At 72.1% G+C, this 18,862-nt stretch carries 14 protein-coding genes; 13 read left to right on the top strand and 1 reads right to left on the bottom strand.

Annotated features, from left to right (window positions below):
* Positions 1–56: 56 nt before the first annotated feature.
* Positions 57–2,264 (top strand): RNA polymerase recycling motor ATPase HelR, encoded by a 2,208-nt coding sequence (helR, locus tag AC5RWQ_RS01960; protein ID WP_494281152.1) that lies wholly within the window; start codon positions 57–59, stop codon positions 2,262–2,264.
* 65 nt (positions 2,265–2,329) lie between these two features.
* On the opposite strand, the gene AC5RWQ_RS01955 is transcribed toward helR, so the two are convergent.
* On the bottom strand, positions 2,330–3,553 hold the full coding sequence (locus AC5RWQ_RS01955; RefSeq protein ID WP_494280996.1) for a multidrug effflux MFS transporter: 1,224 nt from the start codon (positions 3,551–3,553) through the stop codon (positions 2,330–2,332).
* Between the two features lie 968 nt (positions 3,554–4,521).
* On the opposite strand from AC5RWQ_RS01955, the gene AC5RWQ_RS01950 reads away from it, so the two are divergent.
* Genes AC5RWQ_RS01950 through AC5RWQ_RS01895 form a run of 12 tightly spaced genes read left to right on the top strand, consistent with a single transcriptional unit; the run spans position 4,522 to position 18,766 of the window.
* Positions 4,522–5,457 carry a glycosyltransferase family 2 protein gene (locus AC5RWQ_RS01950; RefSeq protein ID WP_494280995.1) on the top strand — a complete coding sequence of 312 codons (936 nt, stop codon included), beginning with the start codon at positions 4,522–4,524 and terminating at the stop codon, positions 5,455–5,457.
* The gene (locus tag AC5RWQ_RS01945) at positions 5,454–6,764 is read left to right on the top strand and encodes a hypothetical protein (protein WP_494280994.1); all 1,311 of its coding nucleotides are present in this window, start codon (positions 5,454–5,456) and stop codon (positions 6,762–6,764) included. The genes AC5RWQ_RS01950 and AC5RWQ_RS01945 overlap by 4 nt, the downstream gene beginning before the upstream one ends.
* Positions 6,761–7,870 (top strand): GNAT family N-acetyltransferase, encoded by a 1,110-nt coding sequence (locus tag AC5RWQ_RS01940; RefSeq protein WP_494280993.1) that lies wholly within the window; start codon positions 6,761–6,763, stop codon positions 7,868–7,870. The genes AC5RWQ_RS01945 and AC5RWQ_RS01940 overlap by 4 nt, the downstream gene beginning before the upstream one ends.
* A 3-nt stretch (positions 7,871–7,873) precedes the next feature.
* The gene (locus AC5RWQ_RS01935; protein WP_494280992.1) at positions 7,874–9,388 is read left to right on the top strand and encodes a GH39 family glycosyl hydrolase; all 1,515 of its coding nucleotides are present in this window, start codon (positions 7,874–7,876) and stop codon (positions 9,386–9,388) included.
* Positions 9,385–10,704, top strand: coding sequence for a hypothetical protein (locus tag AC5RWQ_RS01930; RefSeq protein ID WP_494280991.1), 1,320 nt, complete (start codon positions 9,385–9,387; stop codon positions 10,702–10,704). The genes AC5RWQ_RS01935 and AC5RWQ_RS01930 overlap by 4 nt, the downstream gene beginning before the upstream one ends.
* Entirely contained in the window at positions 10,701–11,744 is a 1,044-nt protein-coding gene (locus tag AC5RWQ_RS01925; RefSeq protein WP_494280990.1) for a phosphotransferase family protein, read from the top strand. Before AC5RWQ_RS01930 ends, AC5RWQ_RS01925 begins: the two co-directional genes overlap by 4 nt.
* A complete protein-coding gene (locus tag AC5RWQ_RS01920; RefSeq protein WP_494280989.1) occupies positions 11,689–14,097 on the top strand; it encodes a glycosyltransferase family 2 protein in 2,409 nt (802 codons plus the stop codon). Before AC5RWQ_RS01925 ends, AC5RWQ_RS01920 begins: the two co-directional genes overlap by 56 nt.
* Complete coding sequence (locus AC5RWQ_RS01915; protein ID WP_494280988.1) at positions 14,094–14,909, top strand: polysaccharide deacetylase family protein; 816 nt, start codon at positions 14,094–14,096, stop codon at positions 14,907–14,909. Before AC5RWQ_RS01920 ends, AC5RWQ_RS01915 begins: the two co-directional genes overlap by 4 nt.
* Positions 14,910–14,952: 43 nt before the next feature.
* Positions 14,953–16,296 (top strand): lipopolysaccharide biosynthesis protein, encoded by a 1,344-nt coding sequence (locus AC5RWQ_RS01910; protein ID WP_494280987.1) that lies wholly within the window; start codon positions 14,953–14,955, stop codon positions 16,294–16,296.
* On the top strand, positions 16,293–18,134 hold the full coding sequence (locus AC5RWQ_RS01905; protein ID WP_494280986.1) for a hypothetical protein: 1,842 nt from the start codon (positions 16,293–16,295) through the stop codon (positions 18,132–18,134). Before AC5RWQ_RS01910 ends, AC5RWQ_RS01905 begins: the two co-directional genes overlap by 4 nt.
* Positions 18,131–18,553 carry a hypothetical protein gene (locus AC5RWQ_RS01900; RefSeq protein ID WP_494280985.1) on the top strand — a complete coding sequence of 141 codons (423 nt, stop codon included), beginning with the start codon at positions 18,131–18,133 and terminating at the stop codon, positions 18,551–18,553. Before AC5RWQ_RS01905 ends, AC5RWQ_RS01900 begins: the two co-directional genes overlap by 4 nt.
* The gene (locus AC5RWQ_RS01895) at positions 18,554–18,766 is read left to right on the top strand and encodes a hypothetical protein (protein WP_494280984.1); all 213 of its coding nucleotides are present in this window, start codon (positions 18,554–18,556) and stop codon (positions 18,764–18,766) included.
* Positions 18,767–18,862: the final 96 nt, after the last annotated feature.

Here is an 18,862-nt window from a genome sequence, read left to right as displayed (position 1 = left end):
GCAGGGCGCCTTGAAAAGTCGCCAGGGTGGCCACCCATGCGATCCGTGCGGCAGGGATGCCGCTGCACCCCATCTCCCATTGCCAGCGACCTCAGATCGGAGCTGATGACGTGGACCCGCTGACCAACAGCGTGTTCGACCTCCCCGACCACCTCTCCCCCAAGGCCGACCCGACGTTGATCGCCCGCGACGAGCAGCACTTCGCGGCCATCGCGGAGAGCCTGGAGCAGTTGCTCACCGACCTGTCCGACCGCCTCGATGCCCAGCGCAAGGCGCCCGGCGGCAAAGGCCGACAGGCGGTGGAGCGGGACATGGAGGTCCGCCGGCTGGCCGCTCGCCTGCGTGCCCTGCGTCGCTTTGGTCTGGACCTGTGCATCGGGCACATGGTCAGCGCGGACAGCCCCGAGCCCGTGTACGTCGGACGACGTGGCCTCACCGACAGCGAGGGTCGTCGGCTGTTGCTGGACTGGCGCTCCCCCGCGGCTGAGCCGTTCTTCGGAGCGACCCACGCCAACCCGATGGGTCTGGCAAGCCGCCGCAGGTATCGCTGGACCCGCGGCCGGATCAGCGACTACTGGGACGAGGTGTTCACCTCGGGCGGGTTCGTCGGGCACGCCGCGCTCGACGACCAGTCCGCCTTCATCGCCAGCCTGGGCGGCAACCGGTCGGCCCGGATGCGCGACGTGCTCGGCACCATCCAGGCCGACCAGGACGCCATCATCCGCGCGGGATCCCGCGGCGCGCTCGTCGTCGACGGCGGTCCGGGTACGGGGAAGACCGTCGTCGCTCTGCACCGCACCGCCTACCTCCTCTACTCCGACCCTCGCCTGGGTCACCGCCGGGGCGGCGTGCTGTTCGTCGGTCCGCACCAGCCCTATCTCGCCTACGTCTCCGACGTCCTGCCCAGCCTCGGCGAGGAGGACGTGCAGACCTGCACCCTGCGGGACCTCGTCGCCGAGGGAGCCGCAGCAGCGATCGAGACCGACCCCGACATGGCCCGCCTGAAGTCGTCCGCGGACCTGGTGAAGGCGATCGAGACGGCCGTCAGGTTCTACGAGGAGCCGCGGGCCAAGGGAATGACGGTCACGATCGGCGACTCCGACATCTGGCTGAGCGCCGACGACTGGGCCGAGGCGTTCGAGGCGTGCGGACCCGGTACCCCGCACAACGAGGCGCGGGACGAGATCTGGGCGGAGCTGCTCACGATCCTGATGGAGAAGTACCACGGCGATGAGCCGGATGACCTGGTCCGCAGGTCGCTGCTCCAGAACAGGGAGCTGCGCACGACCTTCCACCGCGCCTGGCCGCTGCTCGAGGCGGCCGACCTCGTCGGGGACCTGTGGTCGGTGCCCGCCTACCTGCGCAAGTGCGCTCCGTGGCTCAGCCCCGACGACGTCCGGACGTTGCAGCGCGCAGACGCCCAGGCCTGGACGGTGTCCGACCTGCCACTCCTGGACGCGGCACGGCAGCGGCTCGGCGACCCGGAGGCATCACGGCGCAACCGCCGGAACGACGCCGCTGTCGCCGCCGAACGCGAGCGCATGGCCACGGTCATCGACGACCTGATCGAGGCCAACGCCTATGACGACGGCGAAGGTCTGCTGACGATGCTGCGCCAACAGGACCTGCGGGACGCCCTGGTCGACGAGACCGCACTGCCGAGCGCCGATCCGGACCTGCTCGCCGGCCCGTTCGCGCACATCGTCGTGGACGAGGCGCAGGAACTGACCGACGCTGAGTGGCAGATGTTGCTGCTCCGCTGCCCGTCCCGGAGCTTCACCATCGTCGGGGACCGCGCCCAGGCCCGGCACGGGTTCACGGAGTCGTGGCAGGAACGGCTCGAGCGGATCGGGCTCGACCGGATCAACCTGGCCTCGCTGAGCATCAACTACCGGACGCCGGAAGAGGTCATGGCGGAAGCCGAGCCGGTCATCCGCGCCGCGCTCCCGGACGCCAACGTGCCGACCTCCATCCGCAGCAGCAACGTTCCCGTCGTACACGGATCTGTTTCTGACCTGAACTCGATCCTCGACGCCTGGCTCGCCGCGCACGCCGAGGGGATCGCCTGCGTCATCGGCGATCCCACCTTCCGGGCGACGTCCCGCGTCCGGTCGCTGACCCCGGAGCTGTCGAAGGGGCTCGAGTTCGACCTGGTCGTCCTCCTCGACCCAGAGGCATTCGGCTCAGGCATCGAAGGAGCGGTCGACCGCTATGTCGCGATGACCCGAGCGACCCAGCAACTCGTCATCCTCACCAGCTCCTGACACCGTGATCGCCGCCTGGCGATCGACGGTCCCCGGGTACCACTGGGTCATCGGTATCAACGAGCTCAGTGCGCTGCGACGACCACCGCGACCGGATCGAGGTCGCCGAGCCGCGCCGGGCGCACCACCAGGATCAACACCGCCATCGCCGCCACCATGCCCCCCGCAACGACGAGGGCCATGGCCACCGCGCCGGTGCCCAGCACGCCCACCAGGGGCGCGGCCAGCGCGCCGACGCCGAACTGCACGGCACCGAGCAGAGCGGAGGCCGTACCGGCCGATTCCCCGTGCCGGGACAGGGCCAGGGCCGGCGCGTTCGGCATCGCGAGGCCCGCCGCCGCGAGCACCACCCACAACGACACCAGCAGGCTCGGCAGCCCGCCGAACCCGGTCACGGCGAAGGCGAGCAGCGCCAGACCAGCCCCGGCCCCCACGCCGAGGGCGGCGACGAGGATCTGCTGCGGCGAGTAACGGCGCAACAGCCGTACGTTGAACTGGGTCGCCGCGATCAGCCCGACCGCGCCCGCGCCGAAGGCCAACCCGAACTGCTGCTCGTCCAGCCCGTACTGCTCCTGCAGGACGAACGACGACCCGGCCACGTAGGCGAACAACGCCGCCATGGCCAGCCCGGCGACCGAGACCAGTCCCACGAACGCACGGTCACGCAGCAGCGAGCCGTACACGGTCACCGTCGCGACCACCCCGCCGCGCTGGCGCCGATCGGCCGGCAGCGTCTCGCGGAGGCCGAACGCGGCGACCACGACGAGCAGCACACCGAAGGCGGCCAGAGCCACGAACACGCCGCGCCAGTCCGTCCAGCGCAGCAGCCAGCCACCGAGGGTCGGAGCGAGGATCGGCGCCGCCCCCATGACCAGCAGCAACCGGGAGAGCAGCTTGGCGAAGGCCGCGCCGCTGAACAGGTCGCGGACCACGGCCATCCCGACCACCGAGGCCGCTGCGACGCCGAGGCCCTGCACCACCCGCAATCCCCCGAGAACCGCGATGTTCGGTGCGATGACGCAGAGCACCGACGCCACGACGTGCAGCGCGATGCCGGCGATCAGCGGCACGCGCCGGCCGACGGCGTCGGACAGCGGACCGATCAGCAACTGGCCGAGGGCGAGGCCCGCCAGCGTGCCGGTGAGGGTCAGTTGGACCGCCGCCGACGTGGTCTGGAAGTCGGCGACGATCGCGGGAAGCGCGGGCAGGTACATGTCTATGGTCAGCGGACCCACCGCGATCAGCGACCCGAGCACGAGGACGAGCCGCAGGCGTTGGCGGGGGCTCATCAGGTCACCCGGCGTCAGCGGGGCTGACGGACCCTCAGGGGCGTCGACGGCGGCGGTCATCGGGTCGCCGCCGACTGCTCGTCGCGCAGCCGGACGGAGAACAGTGCAGGAGTCACATTCGGCCCAAGCCCGGATCCGGTGACCTGATTCCCCGTCGACCGGTAGGTATCTCAGGTCACAGTCGGGCGGCGGCGGTGCGACCGCCCCGACGCCGCTGACCGGCGGTGCATCCTCAGCCGCCGGTGGCGCCAGTGCCATCGCAGTCCCTTCTCGGGATCTTCGCGCCGGCGCAGCCAACGCCCGCAGCGGCGGCAGCGCTGCCCGCTGGGCGGTCACGGCGACCAGCATGTCGCATCGTTGCTGGTCAGAGCCGCATCGACCGCCCGGGCGGGGTGCAATTCAGACGCGCCGAGCCGCACCGACCAGCAAGGCCTGAACGCCCGCAGTTACGTGTCGCGCTGACCTGGTGATTCCTCACTGTTCAATGCCGTTGCGCGCGGTTGGCAGAGACGGGCCGCCAAAACAAGCTCTGAGCTGGGAAAACTCCGAGCCGCACCGAGCCGATGGTACATGGGGCGCATTGCCGTCGGGGTCAGTTCAGCCTCGGCCGAGCGGCCGGCCGAGCGCGACCGGCGCGAGCGGCGGGCTGACCGCGCCGCACCCGGGCGGCTGGTGACCTCTCGATCAACTCGCCCGGCCGCGCGACGCCTGGCCCGCAAATCCCTCTCATCACATAAATCCGGCGTGTACGAAATTGCCCGATGTTAGCTTTGCCTCCTGTTCATCCCAGTCCAAGAGGGCCGGATCTGGGCAATTCAGACATTACGTACTAAAAGGCCCGGCCATGCGCGGGTTCACGGGGGAAAGAGGGGCTGATGGCAGGCACATCCAATGTCACCGCTGGCGGTACGAAGACCGACCTCCACACCACCGAACGGTCTCGCGGCGTCCCTGCGAAAGGGGATCCGGTGACACTGGACCGGGACATCGACACCCCGGTCCCCAGCCTGCTGTCCGCGCCGCCACTCACGGCACCACCGCCGGGGCATGACGACCGGCCACTGAGCATCCTGCGGATGCGGGAACGCCCGGAGAGCGACACCGCGATCGGCAACGTCGGTCCCAAGCGACAGACGGTGAGCGTGGTCATCCCGACGCTCAACGAGGAGAAGAACATCGGGTGGGTGCTCGAGCGCATGCCGCCGATCGTCGACGAGGTGGTCCTCGTTGACGGGCACTCGTCGGACCGTACCGTCGAGGTCGCCCGCGCCCTCCGGCCGGACATCGTGGTGGTGACGCAGAACTGCCGGGGCAAGGGCGACGCGGCGCGGGTGGCGTTCGCCGCGGCGACCGGCGACCTGATCGTGATGATCGACGCCGACGGCAGCATGGATCCCGCCGAGATCCACTGCTTCGTCACCCCGCTCATGAACGGCTACGACTTCGTCAAGGGCTCCCGGTTCCTGGCCGGCGGCGGATCGACCGACCTGACCCCGCTGCGCCGGACGGGAAACCAGATGCTGGTGCGGCTGACGAACAGCCTGTTCCTCGTCCACTTCACCGACCTGTGCTACGGCTTCTGCTCGTTCCGTCGTGACTGCCTGCCGGCGCTCGCCCTGACCGCGCATGGCTTCGAGATCGAGACCGAACTCGTGGTCCACGCGCTGAAGGCGAACCTGCGCATCGCCGAGGTGCCGAGCAACGAACTCCCGCGCCGCTGCGGCACCTCGAACCTGCACACCTTCCGGGACGGGCAGCGGGTGCTCCGGACCCTGATCCGGGAGCGGGTCGTACGGCGCCCTCGACCGGTGGTGGACCCGATCGACCACCGGGTGCTGGACCGGTGGCAGCCCCTGACAACCGAGCCGGCCGGTCCGGCACTCAGTGAGGTGGCCAGCTCATGATGCGTCCGCAAGCCCGGGTGACGCGCGGCAGCCTCGCCCTCGCCCTGCTGGTCGGGGTGCTGTTCGGTGCCGCACCCGTTCCCGGTGGGCTCCCCACACCGGCCGGCGCCGCCGCCGGCGACATCGGCTTCGTCGGCCCGTCCACCTCCGGCGACGGTTCGGCGGCGACCGGAGAGAAGCCGGAGAGCAAGCTGTGGTGGAACGACGGCGCCTGGTGGGCGGTGCTGTTCCACACCAGCAGCCAGACCCACCACATCTTCCGGCTGGATCGCTCCACCGAGCAGTGGGTCGACACCGGGACCATCGTCGACAACCGGCCGAAGACCCGCTCCGACGTGCGGTGGGACGGCACCAGGCTCTACGTCTCCTCGCACGTGCGCGCCAGCTCCTCGACCGGCGCGGCGTCCGGAAACCCGGCCCGGCTCTACCGCTTCAGCTACGACGCCGCGACGAGGACCTACACCCGTGACACCGGCTTCCCGGTGCAGATCACCAGCTACTCCACGGAGACCCTGACCATCGACAAGGACTCGACGGGCGTGCTCTGGGCGACCTGGACCCAGGGCTCGAAGGTCTACGTGAACAACACGACGGGCGGGGACGCGGTCTGGGGCACCCCGTTCGTGCTGCCGGTCGCCGCGGCCGCCAACCTGTCCAGCGACGACATCTCGGCGGTGGTGAGCTTCGGCGACGGTCGCACCGGAGTGATGTGGAGCAACCAGGCGGCGTCGGCCATCTACTTCGCCGAGCACGTCGGCGGCACGTCGCGCTCCACCTGGGACGTCACTCGTACGGCGGTCCAGGGCCCGAACAGCTCTGACGACCACATCAACCTGAAGGCCCTCCAGGCCGACGCCTCCGGACGGGTCTTCGCGGCCATCAAGACCGGGCTCGACGACGCCGGCGCCTCGTCCTCGGCGCCCTTGATCATGCTGCTCGCCCGGGACCCGTCGACCGGCGACTGGTCCAGCTATCCGGTCGGGCGGATCAGGGACTGCCACACCCGGCCCGTCCTGCTGCTCGACTCCGAACAGCAGACGCTGTACGTCTTCATGACCGCGCCGGACAGTGGCTGCCCCTACACGGGCTACCCGGGAACGATCTTCATGAAGAGCTCCCCGATGGACGCCATCGCCTTTCCCGAAGGCCGCGGCACCCCGATCATCAGGGACGCCACGTCACCCAACCTGAACAATGTGACGACCACCAAGCAGGACGTCACCAGCGCCACCGGCATGGTGGTCATGGCCAGCAACGACGCCACCCAGCGCTACTGGCACGCCGACCTCCGGCTGGGCACGTCGTGAGCGCGGGGACCAGCCTCGAGCCCCGCCTCGGGCCGGCCCCCGGCGACCCGCGACCGCTGCGGGTGACGAGTCCTGCCCCGGCCGACGTGTGGGAGCAGGTGCTCGCCTCCGCACCGACCGCCCTGCCCAGCCAGACGCCGACCTGGCTCCGCTGCGTGTGCACGGTCGAAGGCTACGAGGACGTCTCGCGGCTCTACGAGACCGTCGACGGAAGGCGCCTCGTCCTTCCGCTCGTACGTCGCCCGGGGCTCGGTCCGATCCTCGCGACGGACTTCGGGCTCCCCGTCGGCTGGGGACCGGGCGGGCTGGTCTGCGACGGCGGTGAGGTCGGCCCGGATGACGTCCGCATGGTGGTCGCCGACCTGGCGCGGCGGCGCGTGCTGAGCACCCTGGTCCGCCCCGACCCGGCGACGGCCGGGACCTGGGACGCGGTGGTGCCGGCGAGGGTGCTGCGCCAGGAGCGGATGGCGCAGACGCTCTTCCTCGACGGTGGCTTCGACGAGGTCTGGCGCAAGCGGTTCCGCAGCGACACCCGTAACCGGATCCGCCGGGCGGAGCGGGCCGGCGTGGTCGTCGAGCGTGACGACGAGGGCCGCCTGGTCGCCGTCTTCCACCAGCTCTACAGCGAGTCCGTCGACCGCTGGGCGCGGCGGGACCGTCTCCCGCTCCCGCTCGCCCGGCGGCTGGCGGCCCGACGGGAGCCGCACCGGAAGCTGCGCACCGTCGCGGCCATGCTGGGCTCCCGTTGCCGGATCTACGCCGCGTACCACGAGGGGCGACCGGTCGCCGCGATCGTCGTGCTCCTCGGCACGACGACGGCGATGTACTGGCGCGGCGCGATGCTGGAGAAGCTCGCCGGCCCGGTCTACGCCAACTACCTGCTGCACAAGTCGGCGATCGCCGACGCCGCCGACGCCGGCTGCACGGCCTACAACATGGGCGACTCGGCACGGGTCTCCTCGTTGGAGCTGTTCAAGAGCCGCTTCGGCGCCGTCAGCCAGGACTACGCCAGCTACCGGTTCGAGCGGCTGCCGATCACGCCGCTGGTCCAGCGTGCCCGCAGCGGCGCCCGGCGGATCCTGGCGCTCCGGCCGGTTCGGGAGTAGTGCATGAGCCGTACACCGCCTCGCCGGTCGGGCCCCCGGCCAGCCGTCCCCCGCTGGCTGGGCCCCACCGCGGCCCTGACCGCGATCACGCTGCTCGGGATCTTCGGCCGCCCCGCCCCGGATGCTCCCCACGGCGCCGAACCCTCCCCGCTCGGCTCCGACGCGGCCGGATACGACTGGTCCGCGCCACAGGGCCACCGCCCCGACCCGGGCACGCTCTCCGTCGGCGTCACCCACACCCGGCACTCGATCGACGACTGGGGCAGCCCGCCCGCCATCGCCTCCGCCAAGGCCATCCTGACCGCGACGGCCAGCTACCAGAACCAGCACATCTTCGGCTGGGGCACGGAGAACCCGGAGCCGAGCCCGGGAAGGTTCGACTGGTCCTCGCTGGACCGGCGGATGGGGCTGATCAGGTCGACCGGCGGCACCCCGGTCATCACGCTCTGCTGCGCGCCGGACTGGATGAAGGGTGGACGCGCGGGACAGACCGACTGGAACCGGCTGCACGCCGCACCCCGCCCACAGCACTACGCCGACTTCGCCGCGCTGGCCGCGGCGGTCGCCCGGCGCTACCCCGACGTACGGCACTACCAGGTCTGGAACGAGATGAAGGGCTTCTGGGACGAAGCGCGGAACCGCTGGGACTACGAGTCCTACACCAACCTCTACAACGTCGTGTACGACGCGCTCAAGGCGGTGGACCCCGCCATCGCCGTCGGTGGTCCGTACGTCGTCATCGACATCTGGGCGAGCCGGAAGACCGCCAGTCACCCGTCGGCGCTCGCCGGAGCCTGCGGCGTGGTCGACCAGCGTGGTCTCGACGCGCTGGACTACTGGCTCCGGCACAAGCACGGCGCGGACTTCGTCGCCGTCGACGCCGGGCTGTCGACGCGCGATCAGGGCAGGATCACGGCGACCACCGTCAGCAGCGCACTCTTCGGCGCACTCACCCGATGGCTGCGCCAGCGGACGTCCCTGCCGATCTGGTGGAGCGAGTTCCACGTGGGCCGGGCCGACGCCGCCGGCCAACGGAAACTGACCGGCCGGGCCGTCGCCGCCCTGCTGCACATGGCCGACCAGGGGGCGACGACGGCGTTGATCTGGGAACCCCAGGGCGACACCGGCAAGGAGCACGGGCCGGCGCTGTGGAGCTCGACGGACCGCCACGACGAGGGCCGCCCCCTCCCGTACGCGGATGCGGTCGCCCGGCTGCAACAGGTGCTCGCCGACCGCGCCGGGCCCGACCCCGTCTCCTGGCCGGTGCCGGAGCTCGGCCTGGTCCGCGGCCGGGAGGGCGTCCTCCTCGTGCACACCGAGGACGAGCCGATCGACCTGGAGATGCAGGGACGGCCGCTCCGCCTCGGGCCGTACGAGGTGCGATACGTCCCCCTGCGGACCGACACACCCGTGGAGTCCACGTTCCCCGTCGACCCGGGGCCGCCGGCGCCCGCGGTACCGGCGGCCCAGTGCCTCCGCCTGACCGCCGCAACCACACAGCTTTCGGAGACGCGATGAGAGGCGACGAGGCGACCGTCCCGGCGGCGACGGTGGTGGGGGGCCATCCGGAACCGCCAGGGCCGGCGCAGCCGGCGACGGCCGCGCATGGGCTCGCCCGGGCGGTGCTGTCCGGCCTGGATGAGGCCGACGTGCGCTGGTGCCTGCTACGCGGCGGTCCGGAGGCACTCATCGTCCCCGGGGACCTGGACGTCCTGGTCGCGCCGGCCGATCTCGCGAGGGCCGTGGCCGTCGTCGAGGCCCACGGCCTGATCCGCCTGACCAGTCACGGCCGGGGCACCCACCGGTTCTTCCTCGGCCTCGACCCGGCCACCGGCTCGTGGGTCGAACTTGACCTGGTGACCGAGCTCGCCTACGGCCGTCACTTCGAGGTGCGCACCCCGGCAGCCGGGGGCTGCCTGGGTCACCGCGCACGCCAGGACGGCGTGTGGGTGCTCGCGCCCGGGGACGAGTTCTGGGCGCTGCTGCTGCACTGCGTGCTCGACAAGCGCAGCGTCGCCGACCACCACCTTCGTCGGCTGCGACAACTGGAGGGCCATGCCACGCTCGACGGTCCACTCGCCCGGGCGCTGCCGGAGCGGGCGGGCCGGGTGCTACTGGCGTACTGGCGGGCCGGTCACCCGCCCGCGGCACTGCCGGCGATCCGTCGGCAACTGCTCGCCGCCTGCTGGCGGGCCCGTCCGGCGAGCGCGGCCCGCCGTCTCGTCGGCTCGGCCGCCCTGCGCTCGATCGAACGGCCGCTGCAGGCGTGGAGCCGACGGGGTGTAGGCGTCGCCCTGATCGGCCCCGACGGCTCCGGGAAGTCCACCCTGGCCCAGGCTATCGAGTCGACGTTCTACTTCCCGGTACGCCGCGTCTACATGGGCCTCTGGCCGTCGAACGAGGCACCGCGCAGCACCGCCGAGCAGGGGGTACGCGTCCTGCTGCGCCCGTTCACCGTGTGGCGCCGCTACCTGACGGCGGTGCGCCACCGGGCGCTGGGCCGGCTGGTGGTCTTCGACCGCTACGTCTACGACGCCCTGCTGCCGCCGCGCGGGCCGCTGGTCCGGCTCAAGCGGCCGTACTTCCAGTTGCTGAGCCGCCTCTGCCCGGCACCGGACGTGGTGCTGCTGCTGGACGTCCCGGGCTCGGTCATGTACCGCCGCTCCGGGGAGTACGACCCCGAGCACCTCGAGGCGGAACGCGAGCAGTACCGACGCCTGCGCCGGCGCATTCCCCACCTGGAGCGCGTGGACGCCGACCGAGCGCCGGAACTGGTGCTCGGGGATGCGCTCGGCCGGATCTGGCGGCACTACGTCGAGCGGACGGTCCGGTGAGGGGCGCCGTGCAGTGGGCGCAGCCGGTCCTGCGGGATCGGCTCGCCTGCTGGCTGCACCGGCCGCAACGGAGCTGGACCGCCGCCGTCGCCCCTCGCCTGGTCGCCCGGGCGACCGGCACCGACGACGCGCGGTGGCGGACCGAGACCGTCGCCTTCACCAGCACGTCCGTCGCCGTGGCCACAGTGCGGGGCAGCGGAGCCGGCGACCGCTACATGGTCAAGGTGCCCTGGACCGACCAGGCTGTCGAGGGGCTGCGGCGCCAGGCCGAGGTGCTCGACCTGCTGTGGACGAATCCACACCTGCCCGGCCTGCGTCGGGTCCTGCCGTACTGCGCGGCTCAGGGAACGGTCGAGGGGCGCTTCTACTGCGTGGAGGTGGCGCTGCGGGGCGCTCCGGCGAGCGGGATGATGCTGCGGCGTACCCGGCGGACCGCCCTGCTCGCCTCCGCCAACCGGGTCATCCGCGACCTCCACCTGCGTACCCGGGAGCGGACCCTGCTCGACCGGGCCTTGGTGGTGCAGTGGGTGGACGTCCCGCTGCGGCGGCTGGAGGGGTTCGCCGCCACCCACCCGCAACGCGACCGGCTCCTCGACGTGCTCTGGCGGCTGCGGGAGGAGCTCGTCGCCGCCCTCGTCGGCCGCACCGTGCACACCTCCTGGATCCACGGCGACTTCTGGCCCGGCAACCTGCTGGCCACCTCGCCCGACGGGCAGGTGACCGGAATCGTCGACTGGGACCGCGCCTCGGCCCGTCAACTCCCCCTGCACGACCTGCTGCACCTGCACGTCCTCGCCCGGCGGCTGGCCCGCGGCGAGGATCTCGGCGAGATCGTCGTGCACGCGCTGCGGCACGGCATCGACCGGACGCTCGACGTCCCCGCCGGCGAGGCCGCCGCCTGGCTGGACCACATCCCGCCACGGCCGGCCCTGCTCCTCTACTGGCTGCGCCACGTCCTGCTCTTCATCGACTCGGAAGGTGACCATGACGATCCACGCTGGATCCGCGGCAACGTCGAACGCGTCCTCGTCAACGTCTGAGCTGATCTCCGTACCCGCTCCCCAGGCGCCGGCCCGGACCGAGGTGGCGCTGACCGTCACCGTCGTCATCTGCGTCTACACCGAGCGGCGGTGGCCTCAGATCGTCCGGGCGGTCCGCTCCGTGCTGGCGCAGGACGTACCGGCGGCACAGGTCGTCGTGGTCGTCGACCACAACCCGGCGCTGCTGGAGCGGGTGCGCGCCACGTTCCCCGAGCTGACCATCGTGCCCAGCGCCGGCCCGCGCGGCCTCTCGGCTGCCCGCAACACCGGACTGGCCCAGGCGAGCGGCGAGATCGTCGCCTTCCTCGACGACGACGCAGAGGCCGAGCCCGACTGGCTGGCCCGGCTGCTTCCGCACTATCGGGACGAGCGGGTGCTAGCGGTCGGCGGCCACGCCGTACCGGCCTGGGAGGAGGAGCGGCCGCGTTGGCTGCCCGCCGAGTTCGACTGGGTCGTCGGGTGCAGCTTCACCGGCCAGCCCACGGAGGTCGCCCCCGTCCGCAACGTGATCGGGTGCAACATGTCCTTCCGCCGGTCGGTCCTGGACCGCACCTCAGGCTTCGACCCGGCGCTCGGTCGGGTCGGTCGGACGCCGGTGGGCTGCGAGGAGACGGAGCTCTGCATCCGCATCCGGCAGGTCGAGCCGGACGGCGTGGTGCTGTACGAACCGGCGGCCCGGGTCCGGCACCGGGTGACGATGGACCGGGCGACCTGGCGTTACTTCCGGCAACGCTGCTTCTCCGAGGGGCGGTCCAAGGCGGTCGTCGCCCGACTGGTGGGCAGCGACGCCGCGCTCGCCATGGAGCGCACGTACACCCGCCGCACCCTCCCGGCAGGGGTGCGGCGCGGGCTGCGCCAGGCCCGCGCCGGCGACCGCGCCGGGCTGCTGCGGTCCGGGGCGATCGTCGCCGGGCTGCTCGTGACCGCCGCGGGCTACGTCTCGGCCCAGACCCGGCGTGCCTCCCGGGCGGTCGGCGGGCCCGCCCCCCGGCGCCCGGCGGGTCCGGTGCCGGTACGGGTGCTCACCGTCGAGCTCTCCGAGGGGATGACCGACCTGCCCGACACGGGTGGCCCGGACGGCACCCGGTACGGCGCGGCACAGATCCTGGTCCGGCTGCACGGGCAACCGCTCGGGCTGGTCGACGTCGCACTGCCGGCCGGCGGGCTGACCGCGCCGGCGCTCGGCGCCGCGATCCGGGCCCGCCTCTCCGCGGCGATCGACGAGCACCTGCGACACGACGGCCTGCCCCCACTCGACCGGCTCGAGCCCGGCCCGGTCGGGGAGACCGGCGGCGCCGGGGAGACCGGGTTCGCCGGAGCGGGCGCACCCGTCGGCGTCGGGTCGTGTCCGTCCCGTCGACCGGCGGTGGGGCCCGCCCCGTTCGTGAGCGTGGTCGTGCCCACGTGTGGACGCACGCCGCGCTTCGAGTCCACCCTCGACTCGCTCGCCACGCTCGACTACCCCCGCTACGAGATCGTCGTCGTCGACAACACGCCGCAGGTCGCCGACACCGCGCGGATCGTCGCCGGGCGCGCCGCCGAGGATCCCCGGTTCCGCTACACCGGCGAACCGCGACCCGGCGTCGCGCACGCCCGCAATCGGGGGCTCGCCGAGGCGCGGGGCGAGATCGTCGCCTTCGCCGACGACGACGTCACCGTCGACCGGGATTGGTTGCGCAGCCTCGTCGACGGTTTCACCGACGACGGCGTGGCCGGTGTGACCGGTCAGGTCCTGGCCCGGGAACTCGACACCCCGTCGCAGATCTGGCTGGAGCAGTACGGCGGCTACGGCAAGGGCTGCCAGCGGCGGCAGTTCTACCGGGCCGGGTTCGCCACGCTCTACGGAGGCGGCGCGCGTCGGGTCGACCTACCGACGCCGTCGCTCTACCCGTACCTGCCCGGATCGTACGGCTCCGGCGCCAACATGGCGTTCCGCATCGACGCGCTACGCCGGCTGGGCGGCTTCGATCCGCGGCTGCGCAGCGGGGAGGACATCGACGTGCTGCTGCGTACGGTGCTGGCCGGCCACGCGCTGACCTACGAACCGGGGGCCATCGTCTGGCACACGCACCGACGCGAGCTGCGCGCACTGCGACGAACCATGTACCGGTACGGGGTCGGCCTCGGCGCCGTGCTGACGAAGTGCCTGGCGACCGACCCCACCGCCCGACGTGAGCTGCTGGGGCGGCTGCCTCGCGGCGTGGCCTACGCGCTGCGGCCCGGGTCGGAGAAGAACGGCCGCAAGCAGGAGGGCTACCCCGCGTCGCTGACCGCCCTCGAATTCTGCGGGCTGGCGCTGGGACCGGCCTACTACGCCGCCGCCGCGGCCCGATCCGGACGGAGTCGCCCGTGACCCGTGCACCGAAGACGGTCGTCCCCGTCCTCTGCTACCACAGCGTCGGCGACGTACGCCGCGACGGCACCCTGCGCTGGTCGGTGTCGCCGGGCGACTTCGATGAGCAGCTGGCGCTGATCCGGGAGCGCGGGCGGACGGCGATGACGGTGAGCGGCTACGCGGCCGCGCTGCGCGGGCTGGCCCCGTTGCCGCCGCGACCAGTGCTGATCACCTTCGACGACGGCTTCCCCGACCTCGTCGAGACCGCGCTGCCGACGCTGCGCCGGCACGGGCTCACGGCGACCGCGTACGTTCTCGCCGCGCGGGTGGGCGTGGCGCCGCCGCCGGACGGGGATCCGTCGGTCGACTGGGACCAGCTCCGTGAGCTGCGCTCGCACGGGGTGGAGATCGGGTCGCACAGCCGGAGCCACCGCGCCCTCGACTGTCTCCGCCCGGCCGAGCTGCACCAGGAGATCGCGGGGAGCCGACAGGTGCTGGAAAAGGGAACGGGGACGGCGGTCCGATCGTTTGCCTATCCGTACGGCTACCACAGCACCGCCGTGCGGACCGCGGTGCGCGCCGCGGGCTACTCCTCCGCCTGCGCGGTCAAGAACGCGCTCAGCCACCCGGACGACGACGTCCTCGCCATCGCCCGGGTGCTGATCGAGCGGGACACCGGCGTCGCCGGGATCGCGGCCCTGCTCGACGGCACCGGCTGGCCGCTGGCGTGGCGGGGCGAGCGGTTGCGCACCCGGGGTTGGCGCGCGTACCGACGCGCCCGCCACCTGGTGCACAGCGCGCGTCCGCGGCTGAGCCAGCCGACCTCGTGACGGCAGGGAGAGCGCACCAGGGACGGGGAGGAGGGGTGACCTCGTGAGCGCCCAACGGGCCGGGACCGCCGACGCGTCGGCCGGTCGCACGGCTCCCGGCGTCGGCACCGTCGCCGAGCCGATCGGCGTACGGCTGCGCCAGCACCTGCGCGACCCGCTGAACGGCAACGTCTACGCGCTGATGCTCAACACGGCGGTGAGCTCGCTGCTCGGCATCGCGTACTGGGCTCTCGCCGCCCGCCTCTACTCACCGGCCGAGTTGGGCATCGGCGCGGCGATGGTGTCCACGATGTCGTTCCTGAGCAACCTCTCCCAGCTCAACCTGAACGGGGCGCTCGCCCGCTTCCTGCCGACCGCCGCCACGCAGGGCAGCCGGCTGGTCGGGTACGCCTACGGGGTCAGCTGCCTTGCGGCGCTCGTCCTGAGCGGTGGGTTCCTGCTGCTCGCACCCATCGTCGCCGACCGGCTCGAATTCCTGCACCGCACTCCCCTGCTCGCGGTGGCGTTCGCCCTCTGCGTCGCCGGCTGGTCCGTCTTCACCCTGCAGGACAGCGTGCTCACCGCCCTGCGCGGGGTGGTGTGGGTACCGGTCGAGAACACCGCCTTCGGGACCATCAAGATCGCGCTACTGGTGCTGTTCGCCGGCGCCGTACCGAGCCTGGGCATCTTCGTATCGTGGAACCTGGCGGTCGTCGCGACCCTCATCCCCGTCAACGTGCTGGTCTTCCGCCGGCTGCTGCCCCGGCTGCGGGCCCGCCGTACCGAAGCGACGCTGCCCGACCGTCGGGTGCTCGCCCGGTTCGTGGCGCTGGACTACGTCGGATACCTGTTCATGCAGGCCGGCACGAACGCACTGCCCTTGATCGTGACCGCCCGGCTGGGCGCGGAGGCCAACGGAGTCTTCTACGTGGCCTGGCTGCTCGGCGGCTCCCTGGAGCTGGTGGCCTACCACTTCGGCACCTCGCTGACCGTGGAGGCCGCCGCCGACGAGTCGCGGCTCGCGGCGTACGCACGGCAGATGCTGCGACGAGGCCTGCTCCTCTTCGTACCGGCGGTCGTCCTGCTCTGCGTGTCGGCGCCGCTGCTGCTGACCCTGTTCGGCAGTGACTACGCCTCGACCGGCTCCGACAGCCTGCGGCTCTTCGCCGTCGCGGTGCTGCCCAAGCTGGTGCTGACCGTCTTCGTCGCGGTGTCCCGGGTGCAACGCCGGGTGGGGCGCATCATCGCCGTGCACGCGTCCACGAGCACCCTGGTCGTGTCGCTGGCGCTGGTCGCGATGGCCGAGATCGGCGTCGTCGGGGTCGGCATGGCGTACCTCGCCGGACAGGTCGTGGTGGCGGCCGCCGTCCTGCCGTCGATGGTGCGGCTGCTGCGGGGCCCGTCGTGAGTGGCGACGCGGGCCTGCTGGCGGCCCCGGCCGCAGCCGGCCAGCGGGTACGAAACGGCCTGCTCGCCGTCGCCGAGTGGGCCGCGCCCGCGGCGGCGCTCGCGCTCGGGGTGTGGGCCCTGCGTCGGGGGGACGTCGCCGACATCGGCTCGCTCGGGCTGGTCACCGCGCTCCGGCCCGAGCTGTACGTGGCTCTCGCCCTGCTGACCGCGAGCTTCCTCCGCGGCGTCTTCCGCACCCGCCCCGCCGCCGACACCCTGCTCGCCGCGCACGCGGTGGTGCTCGTCGTCCTGCTCTTCGGCGCGGCGCCCGTCATCGAGCCGCTGCCGCGCGTCATCTCCGGTTGGCTGCACGTCGGCTTCGCCGACTACATCGCCCGTACCGGGGAGACGTTGCCGGAGCTGGACGCCCGGTTCAGCTGGCCGGGTTTCTTCGCGCTGACGGCCATGGCGACGCGGGCGGCCGGCATACCGGACGCCATGCCGCTGCTCGCCTGGGCGCCCGTGGGGTTCAACCTGCTCTACGGCGCCGTGGTGTTCCGGCTGGCCCGGGTGACGTCGGCCGACGCGCGGACGGCGTGGCTCGCCGTCTGGCTGTTCTTCCCGGCCAACTGGGTGGGGCAGGACTACCTCGGCCCCCAGGCGATGAACTACCTCTTCTACCTGGTCCTGCTGATGGTGCTGCTCCGCTGGTTCCGCCCGATCTGGTACGGCGGCCTGCACCGCGAGCGACCCCCGAGGAGCCCGGTCGGTCTGCTGCTGCGCCTGCTCCGGCTCCCGCCGCAGCCGCTGCTGCTCGAACCGGTGGCGCAAAGGGCCAGTTCGGCCTCGCTCGTCGGTCTGGTCGCGGTGGTCCTCGCCGTCTTCGCGGCCAGCACCGTGAGCCACCAGCTCACCCCGATGGCGATCGTGGTCGGCGTCGGCGCCCTGGTGCTGGTCCGCCGCTGCACGCTCCGTACGCTGCCGGTCCTGCTCGCCGTCATGCTGATGGCCTACATCAGCTACGGCGCCGTCACGTACTGGGCGGGGCACCTGGACGACATGTTCGGCTCCGTCGGGAGCGTCGGCGGCACCATCAACCACGGGGCGGTCGAACGGGTGCGCGGCGACGAGGGGCACCAGACGGTGGTGCTGTTGCGACTCGTCCTGACCGTGGTGGTCTGGGGGCTGGCGGCCGTCGGCGCGTGGCGGCGGATGCGCCGGGGACAGGGCGACCTGGGGCTCCTGGCGCTCGCCGGGGCGCCCTTCCTGCTCCTGGCGATGCAGAGCTACGGCGGCGAGATCTTCCTTCGGGTCTACGCCTTCGCCCTGCCGTTCGTGACGATCCTGCTGGCCGCGCTGGTGGTCCCCGTGTGGCCGGCACGGCGTCGCGGCCTCGCGGCCCTGACGGCGGGTGTCCTGAGCACCGTCCTCATCGGCGCGTTCTTCGTCGCCCGATACGGGAACGAGGCCTTCGAGCAGGTGCGGCCGGCCGACCACCGGGCCGTGGAGTGGCTCTACGCGCACGCGCCGGCGGGCGTCTCGTTCGTCTCGGTGACCTCCAACGTCCCTTGGCGGGCGCAGGGCGTCGAACGGTACCGGTACCGACCCATCGGCGAGGACCTCGGCCCGACGACGGTCACCGCCATCGAGGAAGAGATGCGGCGCAACCCGAAGGGCGCCTACCTGATCATGACAAAGGGGCAGTACGTCTTCGCGGAGTCGTTCCTGGGCAAGCCGCGGGGGTGGGGCCCGGACCTGGAACGCCAGGTCGTCGACTCTGGACAGTTTCGGCTCGTCTACACCAATCCCGATGCGAGGGTCTACGTCCTCGGCAGCAGCGAAAGGGGCGACCGGTGACCGAGATCGTCGAGTCCGTTGTCGATGCCGATCCAGCTTTGTCGCCGACGGATTCCCCGTCGCGTACGCCGTGGCCGGCGCTGGTGACGCTCTTCGCCGGCGGCGGCGTCCTCGCCCTCGTCGTCTGGGACGTGCCGGGCATCCTGCGTGCGGTCAGCGTTCCCGTCTACATCGCCGTGGCACCAGGACTGGCCTGCGCGCGTCTGATCCGGATACCGGACGGCCTCAGCCGCTTCGTGGTCGGCGTCGCGCTCAGTCTCGCCCTCGGCGTCCTGGTCGCGCAGGGAATGATCCACCTGCACCGATGGTCACCGCTGCTCGGGCTCACCACCCTCACCGCGGTCGCGTCGCTCGCCTCCCTGACCGAGCTGGTCCGGGACGGGCTGGGCCGACGTCCCGGCGCGACAGGTGGGCGTTGAATGACTGCCATCGCTCTCAGTGTGGCCCGGGCCGGGCCCGTCCAGGCGACCGTGCTCACCCTGCTGATGCTGGCGCTCATCGCCCGGATCGTGGTGCAGCTCACCGCGCAGCCGGCGCGGCGGAAGGTCGTCCGGATCCTCGATCTGATCACCGCACCGCTGCTCGTCGGGTTCGTCATCATCATCGTCCAGCGGTTCCGTGACCTGAGTTGACCGCAGGGGGCGGCCATTGCGCCACCGTCGCCAGGCGCCAGCTCGGCTCTGATGATCGATCAGGATGTCGGTCCGGCGTGCGAATGGGACGCGACG

This window comes from Micromonospora sp. BS32 (assembly GCF_059089345.1).
This window is presented reverse-complemented; position numbering and strand designations above follow the sequence as displayed.